Source organism: Pseudomonas sp. TKO26 (genome assembly GCF_003225665.1).
GTDB lineage: Bacteria > Pseudomonadota > Gammaproteobacteria > Pseudomonadales > Pseudomonadaceae > Aquipseudomonas > Aquipseudomonas saponiphila.
On record NZ_QKLN01000011.1, the window covers coordinates 35665 to 55070 of the forward strand.

Below are 19406 nucleotides of genomic sequence, written 5' to 3' on the forward strand. Positions count from 1 at the left end.
CATATCCGCTAGCATGGGCGCTTCTCTGTCCTGGAAGTGCTCATGCCCGCGCTGAACCACCCCCTGCCCCACTTGCAAACCCTGGCCAACGGCCTGCGGGTGTCCCTGCGTCATGCCCCACACCTGAAACGTTGCGCCGCCGCACTGCGAGTCTGCGCCGGCAGCCACGATGCACCACCGGCCTGGCCGGGGCTGGCGCACTTCCTGGAGCACCTGCTGTTTCTCGGCACCGAGCGCTTTCCCGTTGAACAGGGGCTGATGGCCCATGTGCGAAACCAGGGCGGACAGCTCAATGCCAAGACCTGTGAACGCGCGACTGAATTCTTCTTCGAACTGCCGCCCAGTGCCCTTGCCGCAGGCTTGGAACGCCTGTGCGACATGCTCGCCCACCCGCGCCTGGACCTTGACGACCAGCGCCGGGAACGGGAAGTGCTGCACGCGGAATTTATCGCCTGGTCCCGAGATCAGGCGGCGCAGCGTCAGTTCGCGCTTTTCGACGGTCTGTCTGGCGCTCATCCGCTGCGGGCCTTCCATGCCGGCAACCGTTACAGCCTGAACCTGGCCAGCCGCGGCTTTCAGCAAGGGCTGCAGCAGTTTCATCGGGAGTTTTACCAGGCCGGGCAAATGACCCTGAGCCTGGTCGGCCCCCAGCCTCTGGAAGAACTCCGCGCCCTGGCCGAACGCTACGGCGCGGCGCTGGCCCGAGGCCGGTATCTTGATCAGCGCCGACCTCCCGCGCTGTTGCCCTGCGGCACCCGCAGTTATCAACAGCTAGAGGCACAACGCCTGGACCTGCTGTTCGCCTTCGAACAACTGCCCGAAGGCGCAGCACCCGCCCTGGACTTTCTCTGTACCTGGCTGCAGTCGGCCAAGCCGGGAGGGCTGCTTGCCGGGCTCCAGCAGCGCCAACTGGCCCAGAGCCTGAAGGCACAGACGCTGTATGAATTTGCCGGGCAGGCCTTGTTGCACCTGCAGGTGAACCTCAGTACCCGGGCCGCGACAGCCGCGGCCCAGGTCAGCGAGCTGGTCGGAGACTGGCTGGGATTCTTCAGGGCCCAGGGCGATTGGCCTGAGCTGCGGGAGGAATATGCCTTGCTGCGACAACGCCCGTTGCAGGTCGCCAGTGCTCTGGCACTGGCCCAGCGGGACAGCCGACAGAGCGTCGATGAGCTGAATGAACAAGGACTCGCGGCGCTCAAGGCGGTGCTCGCGCAGTTGCAGCCTCAGGTTGTGGATAACTTCAGCAGCGAATGGCACCTGCCAGCGGCCAACCCTTTCCTGCGCAGCCCTGCCGAGGCGCCGCGGGCGGGACTGATTCGTGGCCAGACCAGCGCACACCGCGGGCTGCGCACCTTCGCCCAGGATCGCTCGCGAAGCCGCCGAGAAACGTCGGCACTGCACCTGAGCCAGGCCCTGCCCACGGACGGTCATGACGGGGCCCTGATTCTGCGTTGGCGCCTGGCCTCGCCTGCTCCGGCCGGCTTGCACGAGCGGCTGCTGCACAGCCTCGCGCCCTTGCGCAGCGACGCCGCCCAGGCCGGTGTGCAATTGAGCTTTGCCAGCGCTGGCGAAGACTGGATGCTGACACTCAGCGGCCTGCAGCACCCCCTGCCAGCGGTGCTGCAACAAGCCTTGAAACAACTGACCCAGCCCGCCGACTCGTTCTGGCAGGAGAACCCAGCCCCCCTGGACGAAGCACCGCTGATGCCAATCCGGCGGCTGCTCAAGGCCTTCAGCGAGCAGCCACAAGCCGTCGGCTCGCGTTCCGCGCAAGAGTCGGATCTGCAAGCACTGTGGGCCGATGCCCACTGGGATGGCCTGGCCCTGGGCTTGCCCGCAGGCATTCAAGAGGCCCTTGGTCGGGTGCTGCAACGGATGCCGGGCTCTGCGGATGCCGGGCTCTGCCAGCAGCCGGTACCCGAGGCGAGCCGCCGCTGGCAGAGCCTGCCCGGGGATGCTGGGGAACAGGCGCTGTTGCTGTTCTGCCAGACGCCCGGCCCGAACCTGGCCGATGAAGCGGCCTGGCGCCTGCTCGGCCAGCTGTGCCAGACGCCGTTCTATCAACGCCTGCGGGTGGAGTTGCAGTTGGGCTATGCGGTGTTCAGCGCCGTGCGCCAGCGCAACGGCCAGACCGGCCTACTGTTCGGCGTGCAATCGCCCAGCGCAACGCTCAGCGAAATCCTTCAGCACGTGGAGCAGTTTCTCCAGCAATTGCCGGAATATCTGCAAACGCTCGACGAGGCATTCTGGAACCAGCAGCGACAGGCTTTGGCCCAGCAGTTCCAAGCCTCGCAGCTCCCCCTGGAACAGGCTGCGCAATGGCTCTGGCAGGCGAAACTGGCCGGCCATCCGTCTGATTACCTGACGCAACTGCACGCCAGCATCCTGGCGCTTACGCCCGACACCGTGATTCAGGCCGCCAGGGCCCTGCAGGCGGCCGGCGGCTGGACACTACTGGCCAACGGGCCTTGCCCTGGAGCCCCCTGGCAAGAAGCACAATGATCATTACCGGCGCTGCAATGAGCCTTCTTCAGATTTGCAGGCAACCTTTTGCGGGAATTTAGTAAGATAGCCCGCCTAAGCATCTGAACATCTCCCGCCGGAGGTGGACTAAATGTATAGGCAATACCCGTACCCCCCACCTCAAAGGAGCATTTTTATGACTTGGTCCAAACCTGCCTACACCGACCTGCGTATCGGCTTCGAAGTCACCATGTACTTCGCCAGCCGCTGATTTCTGCTTCTGGCCAAAACACGCAGCGCAACGCCTCGGCCCGTCCGGGGCGTTTTTATTTTCAGTCGCCCACCTTGTTCACGTCGTCACCCCGGGAGTGTCCATGTTTGTCCAGATTCTAGGTTCCGCCGCCGGCGGTGGTTTTCCGCAGTGGAACTGCAACTGCGTGAACTGCGCAGGGTTTCGCGACGGCAGCCTGCGGGCTCAGGCCCGCACCCAATCGTCCATCGCGATTTCCGATGACGGGGTGAACTGGGTACTGTGCAACGCCTCGCCGGACATCCGCGCCCAACTGCAAAGCTTCGCCCCCATGCAGCCGGGCCGGGCCCTGCGCGATAGCGGCATCGGCGCCATCATCCTGATGGACAGCCAGATCGACCACACCACCGGCCTGCTCAGCCTGCGCGAAGGCTGCCCGCATCAGGTCTGGTGCACCGACATGGTCCACGAAGACCTGAGCACCGGCTTCCCGCTGTTCAAGATGCTCAGCCACTGGAACGGCGGCCTGAACTGGAACCGCATCGAGCTGGACCAGAGCTTCAGCATCCCCGCCTGCCCCAACCTGCGCTTCACGCCGCTGCCCCTGCGCAGCGCGGCGCCGCCCTATTCTCCGCACCGTTTCGACCCGCACCCGGGGGACAACATCGGCCTGATCGTCGAAGACCTGCGCAGCGGCGGCAAACTCTTCTATGCTCCGGGCCTGGGCAAGGTCGACGCACCCCTGCTGGAGATCATGGCCGCCAGCGACGTGCTGCTGGTGGACGGCACCCTGTGGGAAGACGATGAAATGCAACGCCGTGGCGTTGGCACCCGCACCGGCCAGGAAATGGGCCACCTGGCGCAGAACGGTCCCGGCGGCATGCTTGAGGTGCTGGAGCAACTGCCCCGCCAGCGCAAGGTGCTGATCCACATCAACAACACCAACCCGATCCTCGACGAAGACTCCGCCGAACGTGCCGAACTGGTACGTCGAAAGGTGGAAGTGGCCTACGACGGAATGAGTATTGAGCTGTAGGCCATATCGCCTCCAAGCTCGCTTTGCGTAGGAGCGGGCTTGCCCGCGAAAGGACAGCCCCCCGGAGAACACAGATGACCGACACCCCCCTGTCCCCTGCCGAGTTCGAGCAGGCACTGCGCGCCAAGGGCGCCTATTACCATATCCATCACCCCTATCACGTGGCGATGTATGAAGGCCGGGCAAGCCGCGAGCAGATCCAGGGCTGGGTCGCCAACCGCTTCTACTACCAGGTGAACATCCCCATGAAGGATGCGGCGATCCTCGCCAACTGCCCGGACCGGGAAGTACGCCGCGAGTGGATCCAGCGCCTGCTGGACCACGACGGCGCCCCCGGCGAAGACGGCGGCATCGAGGCCTGGCTGCGCCTGGGCCAGGCCGTGGGCCTGGACCCGGACCAACTGCGTTCCCAGGAACTGGTACTGCCCGGCGTGCGCTTCGCCGTGGACGCCTACGTCAACTTCGCCCGCCGCGCCAGCTGGCAGGAGGCCGCCAGCAGTTCGCTGACCGAACTGTTCGCCCCGCAGATCCACCAGTCGCGCCTGGACAGCTGGCCCCAGCATTACCCGTGGATCGACCCGACCGGCTACGAATACTTCCGCACCCGCCTGGGCCAGGCCCGGCGCGATGTGGAACACGGCCTGGCCATCACCCTGCAGCACTACACCACTCGGGCGGCACAGGAACGCATGCTGGAAATTCTCCAGTTCAAACTGGACATCCTTTGGAGCATGCTCGACGCCATGAGCATGGCCTATGAACTGAACCGCCCGCCTTATCACAGCGTTACCGATCAGCGGGTTTGGCATAAAGGGATCCCTCTATGAGTTTCGACCGCAGCAAGACCCCACGCTGGCGCCCCGGCTACCGCTTCCAGTACGAACCGGCGCAAAAGGGCCACGTGCTGCTGTACCCGGAAGGCATGATCAAGCTCAACGACAGTGCGGCACTGATTGGCGGGCTGATTGATGGCGAGCGGAACGTGGCGGCGATCATCAGCGAACTGGAAGTACAGTTCCCGGGGGTGGCCGAGCTCGGTGACGATATCGAGCAGTTCATGGAGGTCGCCCGTGCCCAGCACTGGATCGAACTCGGCTGAAGTCGCCGTGCCCGACAAACCGCCAGTCGGCCTGCCACTCTGGTTGCTGGCCGAGCTGACTTACCGCTGCCCGCTGCAATGCCCCTACTGCTCCAATCCCCTGGATTTCGCCGAGCAGGGCCAGGAGTTGAGCACCGAACAATGGATCAAGGTGTTTCGCGAAGCGCGGGAGATGGGCGCCGCGCAGCTGGGTTTTTCCGGCGGAGAGCCGTTGGTGCGCCAGGACCTCGCCGAGCTGATCGGCGAGGCACGCAAGCTGGGCTTCTACACCAACCTGATCACCTCCGGCATCGGCCTCACCGAACAGAAGATCAGCGACTTCAAGAAAGCCGGCCTGGACCATATCCAGATCAGCTTCCAGGCCAGCGACGAGCAGGTGAACAACCTGCTGGCCGGCTCGAAGAAAGCCTTCGCGCAGAAGCTGGAGATGGCCCGCGCGGTCAAGGCCCATGGCTATCCGATGGTGCTGAATTTCGTCACCCATCGGCACAACATCGACAGAATCGACCGCATCATCGAGCTGTGCATCGCCCTGGAAGCCGACTTCGTCGAGCTTGCCACCTGCCAGTTCTACGGCTGGGCCCAGCTCAACCGCGTCGGCCTGCTGCCGACCCAGGAGCAACTGCTGCGCGCCGAACGCATCACCAACGAGTACCGCGCCAAGCTGGAAGCCCAGGGCCATCCCTGCAAACTGATCTTCGTCACCCCGGACTACTACGAAGAGCGCCCCAAGGCCTGCATGAACGGCTGGGGCAGCCTCTTCCTCACCGTGACCCCGGACGGCACCGCCCTGCCCTGCCACGGCGCGCGGCAGATGCCGGTGCAGTTCCCCAACGTGCGCGACCACAGCATGCAGCACATCTGGTACGACTCCTTCGGTTTCAACCGCTACCGCGGCTACGACTGGATGCCCGAGCCGTGCCGCTCCTGCGACGAGAAGGAAAAGGACTTCGGTGGCTGCCGCTGCCAGGCCTTCATGCTCACGGGGGACGCCAGCAATGCCGACCCGGTGTGCAGCAAATCGGAACATCACGGGATGATTCTCAAGGCCCGCGAAGAATCCGAAACCGCCACCCAAACCATTGAGCAACTGGCCTTTCGCAATGAACGAAACTCGCGCCTCATCGCCAAGGGTTGAGCCCTTCAGCGCCAACCAGGCCACCGCCGCCGGAACCGATTTTGCCGAACTGCAACTGACGCCTCACGGCCTGTTCTGGAATGAATACCGTCCCGTAGACGCCAGTTGCCGGATCTGGCATTGGCAGCAAGGCCAGGCCCGTTGCCTGACCCCGGAGGGTTTCAGCGCCCGCAGTCGGGTCTACGAATATGGCGGCGGCGCCTTCTGCATCAGCGGCGAACACCTGGTGTTCGTCAACGACGCGGACCAGCAGCTGTATCGCCAGCCCCTGGCGGGCGGCGCGCCAGAAGCCCTGACCCGGGGCGACTGCCGCTACGGCGATCTGCAGGCTCACGCCGATCAGGTCCTGGCCGTGGAAGAATGCGCCAGCGAGCATCGGCTGGTGGCCATCGACCGCCATGACGGGCGTCGGCAGCTGCTCGCCGCCGGGGCTGACTTCTATGCAGCTCCGACCTTGAGCGCCAACGGCCAACGCCTGGCCTGGATCGAATGGGATCGCCCCCATCAGCCCTGGACCTGCACTCGCCTGATGCTCGCCGAACGCCGCGGCGACGGCACCTGGGGTGAGCCGCGCTGCGTGGCCGGAGACGGTGAGCCGGAGTCCCTGCAGCAGCCACGCTTCGACCAGGAGCAGCAACTCTACTGCCTGACCGATCGCCAGGGTTTCTGGCAACCCTGGGCCGAGTCTGGCAGTGGCTTGCGGCCGCTGCCCTGTGCCGCGGCCGATCACGCTCCTGCACCCTGGCAACTGGGCTGCAGCACCTGGATGCCCCTGGGCGGTGACGCCTGGTTCGGCAGCTGGACCGAGAACGGCTTCGGTCGGCTCGGCGTGCACCACGCAGACGGTACGCAACAGGACTTCACCGGCGACTACAGTCGCTTTCGCGGCCTGGCGCAGGATCAGCGCTACCTGTATTGCATCGCCGCCTCTCCCGTCAGCCCCTCGGCGGTGATCACCATCGAGCGTGAAACCCGGCAGGTACAGGTATTGGCCGGCGGCGCGGCGCCGTTGCCGGCGGAACATATCAGTCGTCCGCAAACCCTGTGCTACCCCAGCGGTGACGGCCAGGCCCACGGTTTTTTCTACCCGGCCATGAACGGGGCCAACCGACCGCCGCTGGTGGTGTTCATCCACGGAGGCCCGACCTCCGCCTGTTACCCGATACTCGATCCGCGCATCCAGTTCTGGACCCAACGCGGCTTCGCCGTGGCCGACCTGAACTACCGGGGCAGCAGCGGCTATGGCCGGGCCTATCGCCAGGCCCTGCATCTGCGCTGGGGTGAAGTGGATGTGGAAGACGCCTGCGCGGTGGTGGCCTACCTGGACCAGCAAGGGCTGATCGATCCACAGCAGGCGTTTATCCGTGGCGGCAGCGCGGGGGGCTACACCACCCTCTGCGCCCTGGCTTTCGCCAAGGTGTTCTGTGCTGGCGCCAGCTTGTACGGCGTCAGCGATCCCATCGCCCTCACCCGTTCCACGCACAAGTTCGAGGGCGACTATCTGGACTGGCTGATCGGCGATCCGCAGCAGGACCGGCAGCGTTATCTGGCCCGCACACCGCTGCTGCACGCCGGCGATATCCGTGTCCCGGTGGTGTTTTTCCAGGGCGCGCTGGACGCCGTGGTGGTGCCGCAACAAACCCGCGACATGCTCAAGGCACTCAAGGACCAGGGCATTGCCGCCGAGGCGCATTACTACCCGGATGAGCGCCACGGCTTTCGCAAGGCGGACAATCAGGCCCATGCCCTGGAGCAGGAGTGGCGGTTCTATCAGAAGGTGCTGCAGGCGCAGCCTTGAGCAAGCCCCGCCCGTTCTATCGGAACGGGCGGGCCGGCCCCTCAGCGTTTGGCGATGATGTAGACCGCGTGGACGATACCGGGGATGTAGCCACACAGGGTCAGCAGGATGTTCAGCCAGAAAGCGCCGCCAAAGCCCACTTGCAGAAAAACCCCCAGGGGCGGCAAGAGAATGGCGAAGATGATGCGGATCAAGTCCATAGGGCAGCTCCTGTTGGAAATCGACTCGGTTGAGCCTTGCCTGCAATCGACTCCGGCCACGGGCCAGGGTTCAGAATAATCACCTGCCAGCCGGATGGCGGTCTTGCTCCAGTGGACCGGCCCAATGGCATTGCGCCGATGACAGCGACGGCCCGGGTCGATAGGCGCAACGAATCAGCAATCGACCGTTGCTTCTGGAGCAACACTGGGTGCTGAAAAGCACGGAGACAAAAAAAACGCCCCGTGCGAAAAATCGGACACGGGGCGATGCGTTATACCGCGAGACGGTTCAGGAATTCAGTCAACGTGAGGTCGCAAGTACTCGGCAGCAAACCTCGGTGAAGCGCGCAGGATCGGTCTGGATATCAGACCACCACCCCCTTGCGGCATTGCAGTTGCGCAGTGCGCACCCGGGAGAAAGCCCGGGCCAGGCGCAGCAGCATTTCATCGATATTGCCCTTGCTGACACTCAGGGCCGGAGTGAAGCGCAGGCAGTCCGGTTGCGTGGCACTGAGCAACAACCCTTCGAGCAACGCCGCCTTGACCACCGCCTCAGCCGAGGCGTCGGCCAGGCTCATGCCCCAGAGCAGTCCATGGCCGCGCACCTCGCCCTGTGCATAACGGCTCGCCAGACGAGTCAGCCCCTGCCCCAGGTACTGGCCATGAGTGCGCACCTGCTGCAGAAACCCGTGTTCCTGCAGACTGTCCAGCACCGCCAGGCCGGCCGAGGTCATCAGCGCATTGCCATGATGCGTGCCGTCCAGTTCGCCCGCTTCGAAACAGCAGGCCTTGCCCCGCGCCAGCAGCGCCGCCAGCGGCACGCCGCCGCCCAGGCCCTTGCCCAAGGCAATGATGTCGGCGCGCACGCCATACAACTGTTCAGCCAGCAACGTGCCGCAGCGGCCGATGCCGGTCTGCACCTCATCGAGAATCAACAGGATGCCCAGTTCACGACACAGACGTTCCACGCCCTTGAGGTAGTGTTCAGTCGCTGGAATGACCCCGGCCTCGCCCTGGATCGGCTCCAGCATGATGGCCACGGTTTGCGCATCCACTGCCGCATGCAAAGCGGGCAGGTCATTGAACGGTACCTGGCTGAAGCCCGGCAGTTGCGGCTCGAAGCGATTGCCCGAGGCATCACGCCCCGCCGCCGACAGCGCGGCAAATCCACGACCATGACAACTGCGACTGGCGGTAATGATGCCGGCCGCGCCGCCCCGGTGCAGTTGTCCCCACTTGCGTGCCAGCTTGATCGCGGCCTCGCAGGCTTCGCTGCCACTGCTCAACAGATAGGCCTGGTCGCTGCCGGTGCTGCGGCACAGGCGATCGGCAAGCTTGAGCATGCCGCGGTTGTAGAAACCCGAGCCGGGGTTGATCAGCGACTGGGCCTGAGCGGCCAGGGCGTTGACCACGACCGAAGGGCTATGGCCCAGGCTGTTGGCGGCTCCGGCCTGGGTGAAGTCGAGATAAGTGCGGTCATTGCTGTCCCATAGCCAGGAACCCTGGCCACGCACGAACACTGTCTGGGGGCGCGGCACACTGGGCATCAGGCACTCACTGGCACAGCCATCGTCCACGGCAGCCAGACATGGCTCGACGGCCAGATCCTCCAGACTGGGCGGGGTACGGCGCAGATTGAACAGATTCATGCCCGCAACCCCTCCAGGGGCAGCCCCAACAAGCGCGAGGACCAGTCCTCGACACGACCGGTGCGCAGGCGCTTGATGGCGATATCGCGCCAGCGCGAGGACAGCGCGGGGCAGTCAATCAGGGTTTTCAGACCGGCAGGCTCCAGGGGTTCCTGGAAAAAACAGCGCAGGGCCCAGGCCACGGTCAGGCCGGGATAGCTGCGCTGAATCAGTTCGAAGGGTTCGTCCGCCTGGACGAAGCCGGGTTTGAGCACCCGGTAGAACCAGCCACAGCGGCCATTGTCCTGGGCCTGCCGAGGCAGATTGACCAGCCCCCAGCGCTGGCTCAGGCGGTAGCAGGGTGAACGGGGCTGACTGACCTGCAACAACGCACCGCCCCAGCGGAACATGTCCCCCAGGCACACCTGCTCTTCGGTCAGGCCGCGGGTCGAGAGATTTTCGCCAAAGGCCGGAGCCGCCCAATCGAACTGTGGATAACGTTTGCGCCAGTGGGCGTAGTGCTCGGCAGGATAGTGATGCAGGGCCCGTTCAGGACCGGTATGAAAGCGCGGATCACCCTGTTCATCGCTGCCCAGGCCTTGTGGCCACAACCAGAGGCGGTTTGCAACCGGGTGCTTGTCGGTATCTATGACCAGACCCTGGCCGATATTTTTTGCCTTGCCTATGTAAACACCATCGACGTAAACGGTATTCATCGCGCTTCTTGGCCCTGTAAGCCTTGTGAATAGGCGCTAGACTAGGCGCCTTGCGGGCTCCGGGCCATTTCGATTTTTAAGCTTTTTCGATAAGAAACACTTATGGATTTCAAGCAACTGCGTTATTTCGTCGCGGTGTATGAAGAAGGCCACGTGGGCCGTGCCGCAGAGCGCCTGTCGATCTCGCAACCGGCACTGTCCCAGCAGATCCGCCAATTGGAACAGAACCTCGACGTCAGCCTGTTTGAACGCAGCAGCAAGCGGCTCTTGCCGACCCTGGCCGCCCACACTCTCTACAATCACGCCCTGCCCCTGCTCGATGGCCTGCAACAGGCCCGCGAAGCCTTGCGCAACTTCAAGGGCCAGGCCTTGCGTACCCTGGCCATCGGCGTACTGCAAACGGTGCACACCAGCCTGGTGCCGCAGATGCTCGAACGGGTACGCAAGGCCCAACCCCATCTGGTGGTGCAGATCTACGAGCTGACGGGCCTGGAGATCGAACGGCGCTTGCTCAATGGCTCGCTGGATATCGGCATCAGCTACCTGCCACCACGCCAGCCCGGCCTGCATGGCGTTCCGCTCTATGAAGACGAGCTGACACTGGTCATCCCCGCGCAACACCCGCTGCGCGAATTCAAGAAGGTATCCATGAGCCAGGCAGCGGAACTGCCGATGTTGCTACTAGGAGAGGAGTTTCAAGTGCGCCAGATCTGGCAGGCACAACTGGCCAATCTGGGACGGCGCCCGCAGGTGCAGGCGGAGCTGAACAATATGGCCGGCATCCTCGACAGCCTGCCTCACACCCAACTGGCCACCGTGCTGCCGGGGCGTTCGCAACACCAGCACAGCAACAGCGAATTGCTGTGGAAGCCCTTGAGCGAACCCAGGGTGCCATTGAAAGTCGGGTTGGTTTGTCGCGATCTGCAACGTCAGCAAGGGACCCTGGAATTGCTGCGAACCTTGCTGGAAGACTCGACGCACACCCACGACGGACGCCTGGGCACAACGGTAGTGCCAGACATCCTGGGCTGAACTCGCCGGAATAAAAAAGCCGGGCAAAAGAAAACCCCGCCGAAGCGGGGTTTTGCAGACTGTTTCCCTGACATCCTTTTCACTCCACCATCCTGGCGGAATCCTACGTGTCCGTGTTGTTGCTTTGCGCTTCCTGCGCGACGTCCATGTGAAGTAGATTAGCCTCAGCCGTCATCTACCGATATGGACGATCAGCAGCACGTTATGTAAGAGATTACTTACAAAACCCCTTTCCAGTTAAAACTGCTCAGCCGGCAACAGGAACAGCGATTCGCTACCCGCTTTCACCGAGGCGGTCAGTGAGTGAATACGCGGCAGCAGACGTGCAAAGTAGAACCGCGCGGTCCCCAGTTTGCTGGCATAGAACTCCTCTTCCTGCTCCTTGCCCAAAGCCGCCTTGGCCATCAACGCCCACATGTAGGCATAAGCGGTGTAGCCAAACACCTGCAGGTATTCCACCGAAGCCGCACCGATTTCATTCGGGTTGCTGATCGCTCGATCCAGCAGCCAGGCGGTCAGTTCATCCAGATTGTCCAGGGCCGCATTCAACGGCCGGGTGAACTCTGCCAGTTGCCCATCGGCCGTCGCGGTGAAATGGCGGATCTCATCGGCAAACAGACGATAGAAAGCCCCGCCGCTGCCCACGATCTTGCGCCCCACCAGGTCCAGGGCCTGGATACCGTTGGTGCCTTCGTAGATCTGGGTGATCCGCACGTCACGCACCAGCTGTTCCTGGCCCCATTCGCGAATGTAGCCGTGCCCGCCAAAGATCTGCTGGCCATGCACCGTGGTTTCCAGGCCCAGGTCGGTCAGGAATGCCTTGGCCACGGGGGTCAGCAAGGCCACCAGGCTTTCCGCGCGCTGGCGGGTCTGGGCGTCCTCACTGAACTTGGCGGTATCCAGTTGCATCGCCACATAGGTGGAAAATGCCCGACCGCCTTCGTTGGCGGCCTTCATGGTCAGCAGCATGCGCCGCACGTCCGGATGCACGATGATCGGGTCGGCGACCTTGTCCTTGGCTTGCGGCCCGGTCGGCGCACGACTCTGCAGACGGTCACGAGCATACTCAACAGCGTTCTGATAGGAGCGCTCACCAGTGGCCAAGCCCTGGATACCAACGCCCAGGCGCTCGTAGTTCATCATGGTGAACATCGCCGCCAGGCCCTTGTTCGGCTCGCCTACCAGGTAACCGATGGCCTGATCGAAGTTCATCACGCAGGTGGCCGAAGCCTGGATGCCCATCTTGTGCTCGATCGAACCACAGCTCACCGGGTTGCGCTCGCCCAGGCTGCCATCGGCGTTGACCAGGAACTTGGGCACCAGGAACAGGGAGATCCCCTTGGGGCCGGCCGGGGCGTCCGGCAGCTTGGCCAGCACCAGATGGATAATGTTTTCCGTCAGGTCGTGCTCACCGCCGGTAATGAAGATCTTGGTACCGCTGATGGCGTAGGCACCGTCGGCCCGGGGTTCGGCCTTGGTGCGGATGATGCCCAGGTCGGTACCGGCATGGGGCTCGGTCAGGCACATGGAACCGGCCCAGACACCGGCGTACATGTTCGGCAGGTAAGTGGCTTTCAGCTCTTCGCTGGCGTGGGCGTTGATCGACAGGCAGGCGCCCGCCGTCAGCATCGGATACAGGCCAAAGGCCAGGCTCGCGGAGTTGACCATTTCCTCGACCTGGGCAGAAACCGCCTTGGGCATGCCCATTCCGCCAAACTCGGGATCACCGCCCACGCCCACCCAACCGCCTTCGGCGTAGGTCTGATAAGCCTGGGGGAAACCCTGGGGAGTGGTGACCGCGGTGTCATTCCAGTGACAGCCTTCCTCGTCGGCAGCACGGCTCAGCGGAGCGATACTGCGGGCGGTGACCTTGCCCGCTTCCTCCAGAATCGCCTCGACTGTCTCGGCGTCCACAGTCTCAGCCAATGCCGGTAACTGGGCCCAGAGTTTGGCGACCTCGAAAACTTCATTGAGGACGAAGCGCATATCGCGCAGGGGCGCTTTGTAGTCAGCCATGGCAAACCTCGCAGAATCTAAACAAGCGGACCGCAACGGGCCCATTGACGAAAAGCCGAGTGTACCCGAACAACTTTTGCGACACATAGGGTCAACTAGTGACTTTATTGTTAATTTTGGTCACCAGCATGAATGCGCAAGACAAAGCCCGCACGAAGCGGGCTTCATTCGGACATCACGTCTATTTACAGAGCAAAGCAACGTGCTGGGAGCTGCATCAGGCAATCACTGCCGGCATCGATCGCCCCCAGGTGCGCAGCAGTACGCGGCAACAAGCGCTTGAAGTAGAACTCACAGGTCGCCAGCTTGGCGCGGGCAAAATCGCTGTCCCCCTGGCCGGCATCGAGCTGTTGCCGAGCCGCCAGGGCCATGCGCAGCCAGAGATAGGCCAGGACGATGTAACCGCTGTACATCAGGTAATCCTGGGCCGCCGCCCCCACTTCGTCCGGGTTCTTCAGCGCGGCCATGCCGAGCCTGGTGGTCAACTCGCCCCACTGACGGTTCAAGCCATCAAGTTGCGCGACATGGGCCTTGAGCTGAGGATGCTCGGCATGGGCCCCACAGAACCTGTGCACGATCTTGGTGAACCCCAGCAACAGCTTGCCCTGGCTGCCCAGCACCTTGCGCCCCAGCAAATCCAGGGCCTGGATGCCGTTGGTGCCTTCATAGATCAGGGCGATACGACAATCGCGCACCAGTTGCTCCATGCCCCACTCACGAATGTAGCCATGGCCGCCAAACACCTGCATGCCGTGGTTAGTCACCTCAAGGCCGGTCTCGGTCATGAAGGCCTTGCAGATCGGGGTCAGGAAGGCCAGGAGGTTCTCGGCATCCTGACGCTGGGCCGGATCGCTGCTCAGGTGGGCCACGTCCAGCAACTGGGCGGTGAAATAGGCCAGGGCACGGTTGCCCTCGTTGAAGGCTTTCATGGTCAACAGCATGCGCCGCACATCCGGATGGACAATGATCGGATCCGCCGCCTTGTCCGGGGACTTGGGCCCGCTCAGGGAGCGCATCTGCAAACGATCGTTGGCGTAGCGGACCGCGCCCTGGAAACTGGCTTCCCCCAGGCACAAGCCCTGCATCCCGGTGCCCAGGCGCGCGTGGTTCATCATGGTGAACATGCAGTTCAGGCCTTTGTTGGCCTCGCCGAGCAGAAAGCCCCTGGCACCGTCAAAGTTCAAGACGCAAGTGGCCGAGGCCTTGATCCCCATCTTGTGCTCGATGGAGCCGCAACTCAGCGCATTGCGCTCGCCGGCCTCACCTGCCGCATCCGGCAGGAACTTGGGCACGATGAACAGGGAAATGCCCTTGGTCCCGGCCGGTGCGTCCGGCAGTTTGGCCAGTACCAGATGAATGATGTTGTCACTCATGTCGTGCTCGCCGGCAGAGATGAAAATCTTGCTCCCCGACACCGCATAGCTACCGTCGGCCTGGGGTATGGCGCGGGTCTTGATCAGCCCCAGGTCCGTGCCGCAGTGGGCTTCGGTCAGGCACATGGTGCCGGTCCACTGCCCGGCGGTGAGCTTGCGCAGGTACAACTGCTTCTGTTCATCGCTGCCATGGGCATGAATCGCCGACATGGCGCCATGGGTCAGCCCCGGGTACATGCCCCAGGAAGTGTTGCTGGAACCCACCATCTCGCCGATCACCAGTCCCAGGGACTGGGGCAGTCCCTGGCCGCCGTAGGCCGGATCGGCGGCCAGGCCATGCCAGCCGCCTTCGACGTATTGCGCGAAGGCCTGCTTGAAACCCTTGGGGGTGGTCACTGCGCCATTGTCAAAATGGCAGCCTTCCTCGTCACCCGAGCGATTGAGCGGGGCCAGGACGTTCTCGCAGAACTTCGCCCCTTCCTCAAGAATCGCGTTGACCATGTCCGGGCTGGCATCGCTGGCACCCAGTGCGGCATAGCCGGCATGAAAGTCAAAGACGTGATCGATCAGAAAGCGCATGTCGCGCAGGGGAGCTTGATACTCGGGCATGGTGGTTTCTCCGGTAGCAGATCATCCCAACCTACTGCCGTCGCCCTCAGCCTGCCAATGACGCTGCAGTCGCTGAATGCACCGTCATCAATCAACCCGCAGCGGTATCCATGCGCACCGCACCACGGCGGTTCTGACCGAATGCCATGACGCAGTTACGGCCAGCGCCCTTGGCGCTATAGAGCGCCTGGTCGGCGGCCTTGAGCACTTCCTCGGGGGTCCGATGCTCCATCAGCCGCTCGGCGACACCGATACTGATGGTCACCGAAACACTGGATGCTCCCGCCGCGCCACGGCGCTGGCGCCCCTGTTGATCATCCTGGGGACGGCTGTCCTGGTTGCGCAGCTGAATGTTGTAGGTGGCGATGATCTCGCGAATCATCTCCAGGTGCGGCATGCATTCATCCAGGGTCTTGCCAGCGAACACCACGGCGAACTCTTCCCCGCCATAGCGATAGGCCCGCCCGCCGCCGGTGACCTTCGACAGCTTGCTGGCCACCAGACGCAGCACCTGGTCGCCCACGTCGTGGCCGTGGGTGTCGTTGAATTTCTTGAAATGGTCGACGTCGGTCATGGCCAGCACATAGTTGCGCCCCAGGCGCTGCATCCGCTCATTGAGGGCCCGGCGCCCCGGCAGGCCGGTGAGCTCGTCGCGAAAGGCCATCTGATAGGCCTCATGAGCCACCGCCGCGGCGATCATCAGCATCACCTGGCTGCACATGATGTTCAGGGTGAACGGCAGGATGAAGGTCTTGGGCAGCATCCAGAACAGCCCCAGCAGGCCCACCAACTGTGCGGCATGCAGTGGTCGCGGGCTGCGCCAATACTGGATCGCCAACAACAGGAAGGCGGCGAAGAACACCGGATACGACAACTGGATCAGGCTCATCCAGCTGCCGTGCAAGGCCGGCCAGCGAATCTCCGCCAGCCAGTTCAGCAAGGCCTGCGGGTAACTCTGCTCCAGGCCCAGGGCCACACTGCCAAATGCCAGCAGCACGGCAAAGCGCGCCACCATGTCCTGAAACAGATGGGTGCGCTCCTGCCAGGCGGCGAACAAGCCAAACAACAAAGGCAGCAGCAGACAGCACAGATGGAACACCACCGCCGCATCTTCGCGGACCCGGCCGTTATCCCGATAGAAGTCGGTCTGGGTATCCAGGAGGAAATAGGCGATGTACACCGTGACCATCAGGAACAGTTCGCGCTGGCGACGATACACCGCGCAATAGGCTCCGCCGAGCAACAGCACCAAGGTCGGCAGCACGTTGAACAGCGAAGTGAAGAAGACGTTGAGGTCCTTGACGTAGGCGGCCGCCAGCCCCGCAAGCAAAAGCAGTAAAGACGGTAGAAAGTGACTGAAACGTACAGCGGAAGAACGCGGCAAGGGTAAAACTCCGACCCGGCTGATCAATAGATGGCATTGTGCCTTCGCTTACTGAAGTTGAGCACACTTGCTGTGACAGGCATCACATTGCCATCTCTTTAACGGCAGGAAATCGCTTCTGCTTAGCGTTTTAGTCGGGAATTTTCATGAAGATTCTGCGGGCACAAAAAAGCCGCTCGACCCGAAGGGCGAGCGGCTTGGCAAAGGCGTCCAGTCAGGCTCAGTAAGCCAGGCCGAAGTCCTCTTCCTTCATGTCCATCAGGTTGTTGGCACCCGACAGCATGCTGGCAACGTGAGTGCGGGTACGCGGCAGGATGCGCTGGAAGTAGAAGCGCGCCGTCTGCAGCTTGGCGGTGTAGAACGCCTCTTCGGTCGTACCGGCTGCCAGTTTTTCAGCCGCCAGGCGCGCCATGTCGGCCCAGAAGTAGGCCAGGCAGGCGTAACCGGAGTACATCAGGTAGTCCACCGAAGCGGCACCGACTTCTTCACGGTCCTTCATCGCGGCCATGCCCACTTTCATGGTCAGCTCGCCCCACTCCTTGTTCAGTGCGGCCAACGGTGCAACGAACTCCTTCACGGCCTCGTTGCCTTCGTTGTTCTGGCAGAACTTGTGGACGATCTTGGTGAAGCCCTTGAGCGCCTCGCCCTGAGTCATCAGCACTTTACGGCCCAGCAGGTCCAGAGCCTGGATACCGGTGGTGCCTTCGTACAGCATCGAGATACGGCTGTCGCGAACGTTCTGCTCCATGCCCCACTCGGCGATGAAGCCGTGGCCACCGTAGATCTGCACACCGTGGTTGGCGGCTTCGAAACCGACTTCGGTCATGAACGCCTTGGCGATCGGAGTCATGAAAGCCAACAGCGCATCGGCTTTCTTCTTCTCTTCTTCATCCACGCCGTACTTGACGATGTCCACCTGCTTGGCGGTGAAGTAGACCATCGCCCGGTTGCCTTCGGCGAAGGCTTTCATGGTCAACAGCATGCGACGCACGTCAGGGTGCACGATGATCGGGTCAGCGGCCTTGTCCGGCGCTTTCGGGCCCGTCAGGGAGCGCATCTGCAGACGGTCGCGAGCGTATTTCAGGCCACCCTGGAAGCCGATCTCGGCGTGGGCCAGGCCCTGCAGAGCGGTGCCCAGACGCGCGGTGTTCATGAAGGTGAACATGCAGTTCAGGCCTTTGTTCGCCGGGCCGATCAGGAAGCCGGTGGCCGCGTCGAAGTTCATCACGCAGGTGGCGTTGCCGTGGATGCCCATCTTGTGTTCCAGGGAACCGCAGCTGACCGCGTTGCGCTGGCCGACACTGCCATCGGCGTTAGGCAGGAACTTGGGCACGATGAACAGCGAAATGCCTTTGGTGCCGGCCGGTGCGTCCGGCAGGCGAGCCAGAACGATATGCACGATGTTGTCGGCCATGTCGTGTTCGCCGGCGGAGATGAAGATCTTGGTGCCGGTAACCTTATAGGAACCATCAGCCTGAGGCTCGGCCTTGGTGCGCAGCATGCCCAGGTCGGTGCCGCAGTGCGGCTCGGTCAGGCACATGGTGCCGGTCCATTCGCCCGACACCAGCTTGGTCAGATAAGCCTCTTGCTGCTCAGGGGTACCGTGCTCGGAAATGGTGTTCATCGCGCCATGGGACAGGCCTGGGTACATGCCCCACGACCAGTTGGCTTCGCCGACCATTTCGCTCACCGCCAGGCCCAGGGACTCAGGCAGACCCTGGCCACCGTGCGCGACGTCGTGAGCCAGGCTTGGCCAGCCGCCTTCGACGAACTGCTTGTAGGCTTCCTTGAAGCCGGTCGGGGTCTTAACGCCGGATTCACTCCAGGTGCAACCTTCCAGGTCGCCCACACGGTTCAGCGGAGCCAGCACCTGCTCACAAAACTTGGCACCTTCCTCAAGAATGGCGTCAACCATGTCCGGAGTGGCGTCCTGGCAAGCCGGGAGGCTCTGATAGTGCGCCTCATAGCCGAGCAGTTCGTCACGAACGAAGCGAATATCACGCAAGGGGGCCTTGTAGTCAGGCATAGCGATAAACCTCTGCTGATGTAACCGGGAATGAACAACCGCGTTGATTTTTTATAGCGGTCAAACAGGTGTTTGAAACATACGTTTAGGCCCAAATCTTGTCAAGCGCCGCTCCGATGCCTTTCGTCATCGAAACAAAATGCACGCGCAGGCCAATACCCACGGCTCTGCCATGAAGTGTAGGAGCCGGTTCACCGGCGATCAGTTACACAAGGAAATGAAGAAGCGGAACTACAGGAAGGAAAGGCATGAGCAAAAACCCGCCTCCCCTCAGGGAAACGGGCTTTTGTAAGAAGTGATCAAGCGTAGGTATCGATCAGGGTACCGAGTGCCTCATCAGAGGCCTTGGCAACCTTGACTCCCAGCTCCACCTGGATCTTGCCCATGGACATATCGACCATGCTGCTGGCCAGGTCCGACTCCTGGCTGCGATCCACGCCGTTCAGGCGATTGACCTGATCGGCAGACGCCCGGCTGTCGGAAGAGCGCTCAACGGCGCTGCTGGCGATCTGGCTGGAACCTTGATCGACACGATTCTGACCGGCCTGAATGGCATTCAGGCCAGCGTAGAAAGCGCTGTTCCCGGAGATTTCCATGGAAGGACTCGACCTTGAAAATGAGTGACGGGTGTCATTGAA

At 62.7% G+C, this 19406-nt stretch carries 16 protein-coding genes; 8 read left to right on the forward strand and 8 right to left on the reverse strand.

Annotated features, from left to right (window positions below; genetic code table 11):
• The first annotated feature begins 42 nt into the window (after window positions 1-42).
• The 7 genes from pqqF to DNK59_RS17230 all read left to right on the forward strand — a co-directional run bounded on the left by pqqF (window position 43) and on the right by DNK59_RS17230 (window position 7784).
• On the forward strand, window positions 43-2502 hold the full coding sequence (gene pqqF / locus DNK59_RS17200) for a pyrroloquinoline quinone biosynthesis protein PqqF (protein WP_110724006.1): 2460 nt from the start codon (window positions 43-45) through the stop codon (window positions 2500-2502).
• A gap of 157 nt (window positions 2503-2659) precedes the next feature.
• On the forward strand, window positions 2660-2734 hold the full coding sequence (gene pqqA, locus DNK59_RS17205) for a pyrroloquinoline quinone precursor peptide PqqA (protein ID WP_003194766.1): 75 nt from the start codon (window positions 2660-2662) through the stop codon (window positions 2732-2734).
• A 103-nt stretch (window positions 2735-2837) separates the two neighbouring features.
• Window positions 2838-3749, forward strand: a complete 912-nt coding sequence (pqqB, locus tag DNK59_RS17210; RefSeq protein ID WP_092309233.1) for a pyrroloquinoline quinone biosynthesis protein PqqB — start codon at window positions 2838-2840, stop codon at window positions 3747-3749.
• A gap of 74 nt (window positions 3750-3823) precedes the next feature.
• The gene (gene pqqC, locus DNK59_RS17215) at window positions 3824-4576 is read left to right on the forward strand and encodes a pyrroloquinoline-quinone synthase PqqC (protein ID WP_103741680.1); all 753 of its coding nucleotides are present in this window, start codon (window positions 3824-3826) and stop codon (window positions 4574-4576) included.
• Window positions 4573-4848, forward strand: a complete 276-nt coding sequence (gene pqqD / locus DNK59_RS17220) for a pyrroloquinoline quinone biosynthesis peptide chaperone PqqD (RefSeq protein WP_092309227.1) — start codon at window positions 4573-4575, stop codon at window positions 4846-4848. Before pqqC ends, pqqD begins: the two co-directional genes overlap by 4 nt.
• Entirely contained in the window at window positions 4820-5986 is a 1167-nt protein-coding gene (gene pqqE, locus DNK59_RS17225; RefSeq protein ID WP_110724007.1) for a pyrroloquinoline quinone biosynthesis protein PqqE, read from the forward strand. The genes pqqD and pqqE overlap by 29 nt, the downstream gene beginning before the upstream one ends.
• Complete coding sequence (locus DNK59_RS17230; RefSeq protein WP_110724008.1) at window positions 5952-7784, forward strand: S9 family peptidase; 1833 nt, start codon at window positions 5952-5954, stop codon at window positions 7782-7784. Before pqqE ends, DNK59_RS17230 begins: the two co-directional genes overlap by 35 nt.
• 41 nt (window positions 7785-7825) lie before the next feature.
• Here the strand turns inward: DNK59_RS17230 and DNK59_RS17235 are convergent, their stop codons facing one another.
• The 3 genes from DNK59_RS17235 to DNK59_RS17245 all read right to left on the reverse strand — a co-directional run bounded on the left by DNK59_RS17235 (window position 7826) and on the right by DNK59_RS17245 (window position 10328).
• Window positions 7826-7984, reverse strand: a complete 159-nt coding sequence (locus DNK59_RS17235) for a YqaE/Pmp3 family membrane protein (protein WP_011063854.1) — start codon at window positions 7982-7984, stop codon at window positions 7826-7828.
• A gap of 365 nt (window positions 7985-8349) precedes the next feature.
• Complete coding sequence (locus DNK59_RS17240) at window positions 8350-9633, reverse strand: aspartate aminotransferase family protein (protein ID WP_110724009.1); 1284 nt, start codon at window positions 9631-9633, stop codon at window positions 8350-8352.
• The gene (locus tag DNK59_RS17245; protein WP_092309215.1) at window positions 9630-10328 is read right to left on the reverse strand and encodes an MOSC domain-containing protein; all 699 of its coding nucleotides are present in this window, start codon (window positions 10326-10328) and stop codon (window positions 9630-9632) included. The genes DNK59_RS17240 and DNK59_RS17245 overlap by 4 nt, the downstream gene beginning before the upstream one ends.
• Before the next feature lie 102 nt (window positions 10329-10430).
• Here DNK59_RS17245 and DNK59_RS17250 point away from each other — a divergent pair, with 102 nt between their 5' ends.
• Window positions 10431-11360 carry a LysR family transcriptional regulator gene (locus DNK59_RS17250; RefSeq protein ID WP_092309213.1) on the forward strand — a complete coding sequence of 310 codons (930 nt, stop codon included), beginning with the start codon at window positions 10431-10433 and terminating at the stop codon, window positions 11358-11360.
• A gap of 237 nt (window positions 11361-11597) precedes the next feature.
• Here DNK59_RS17250 and DNK59_RS17255 read toward each other — a convergent pair whose 3' ends face one another.
• The 5 genes from DNK59_RS17255 to DNK59_RS17275 form a co-directional block, all read right to left on the reverse strand.
• On the reverse strand, window positions 11598-13376 hold the full coding sequence (locus tag DNK59_RS17255) for an acyl-CoA dehydrogenase C-terminal domain-containing protein (protein ID WP_092309210.1): 1779 nt from the start codon (window positions 13374-13376) through the stop codon (window positions 11598-11600).
• Between the two features lie 185 nt (window positions 13377-13561).
• On the reverse strand, window positions 13562-15358 hold the full coding sequence (locus DNK59_RS17260; protein ID WP_110724010.1) for an acyl-CoA dehydrogenase C-terminal domain-containing protein: 1797 nt from the start codon (window positions 15356-15358) through the stop codon (window positions 13562-13564).
• Window positions 15359-15449: 91 nt separating this feature from the next.
• On the reverse strand, window positions 15450-16742 hold the full coding sequence (locus DNK59_RS17265) for a GGDEF domain-containing protein (protein ID WP_060841401.1): 1293 nt from the start codon (window positions 16740-16742) through the stop codon (window positions 15450-15452).
• A gap of 220 nt (window positions 16743-16962) precedes the next feature.
• Window positions 16963-18768: a phenylacyl-CoA dehydrogenase gene (locus DNK59_RS17270; protein WP_092309205.1), complete on the reverse strand. Its 1806-nt coding sequence runs from the start codon at window positions 18766-18768 to the stop codon at window positions 16963-16965.
• Between the two features lie 299 nt (window positions 18769-19067).
• Window positions 19068-19364 carry a hypothetical protein gene (locus DNK59_RS17275; RefSeq protein ID WP_060841403.1) on the reverse strand — a complete coding sequence of 99 codons (297 nt, stop codon included), beginning with the start codon at window positions 19362-19364 and terminating at the stop codon, window positions 19068-19070.
• Between the last annotated feature and the right edge of the window lie 42 nt (window positions 19365-19406).

What these genes read in the sequence shown, in the direction of transcription:
- pqqF (WP_110724006.1), top strand. Translation starts at nt 43, where the DNA reads ATGCCCGCGCTGAACCACCCCCTGCCCCACTTGCAAACCCTGGCCAAC.
- pqqB (WP_092309233.1), top strand. Translation starts at nt 2,838, where the DNA reads ATGTTTGTCCAGATTCTAGGTTCCGCCGCCGGCGGTGGTTTTCCGCAG.
- pqqC (WP_103741680.1), top strand. Translation starts at nt 3,824, where the DNA reads ATGACCGACACCCCCCTGTCCCCTGCCGAGTTCGAGCAGGCACTGCGC.
- pqqD (WP_092309227.1), top strand. Translation starts at nt 4,573, where the DNA reads ATGAGTTTCGACCGCAGCAAGACCCCACGCTGGCGCCCCGGCTACCGC.
- DNK59_RS17230 (WP_110724008.1), top strand. Translation starts at nt 5,952, where the DNA reads ATGAACGAAACTCGCGCCTCATCGCCAAGGGTTGAGCCCTTCAGCGCC.
- DNK59_RS17235 (WP_011063854.1), bottom strand. Translation starts at nt 7,984, where the DNA reads ATGGACTTGATCCGCATCATCTTCGCCATTCTCTTGCCGCCCCTGGGG.
- DNK59_RS17240 (WP_110724009.1), bottom strand. Translation starts at nt 9,633, where the DNA reads ATGAATCTGTTCAATCTGCGCCGTACCCCGCCCAGTCTGGAGGATCTG.
- DNK59_RS17245 (WP_092309215.1), bottom strand. Translation starts at nt 10,328, where the DNA reads ATGAATACCGTTTACGTCGATGGTGTTTACATAGGCAAGGCAAAAAAT.
- DNK59_RS17250 (WP_092309213.1), top strand. Translation starts at nt 10,431, where the DNA reads ATGGATTTCAAGCAACTGCGTTATTTCGTCGCGGTGTATGAAGAAGGC.
- DNK59_RS17255 (WP_092309210.1), bottom strand. Translation starts at nt 13,376, where the DNA reads ATGGCTGACTACAAAGCGCCCCTGCGCGATATGCGCTTCGTCCTCAAT.
- DNK59_RS17260 (WP_110724010.1), bottom strand. Translation starts at nt 15,358, where the DNA reads ATGCCCGAGTATCAAGCTCCCCTGCGCGACATGCGCTTTCTGATCGAT.
- DNK59_RS17270 (WP_092309205.1), bottom strand. Translation starts at nt 18,768, where the DNA reads ATGCCTGACTACAAGGCCCCCTTGCGTGATATTCGCTTCGTTCGTGAC.
- DNK59_RS17275 (WP_060841403.1), bottom strand. Translation starts at nt 19,364, where the DNA reads ATGGAAATCTCCGGGAACAGCGCTTTCTACGCTGGCCTGAATGCCATT.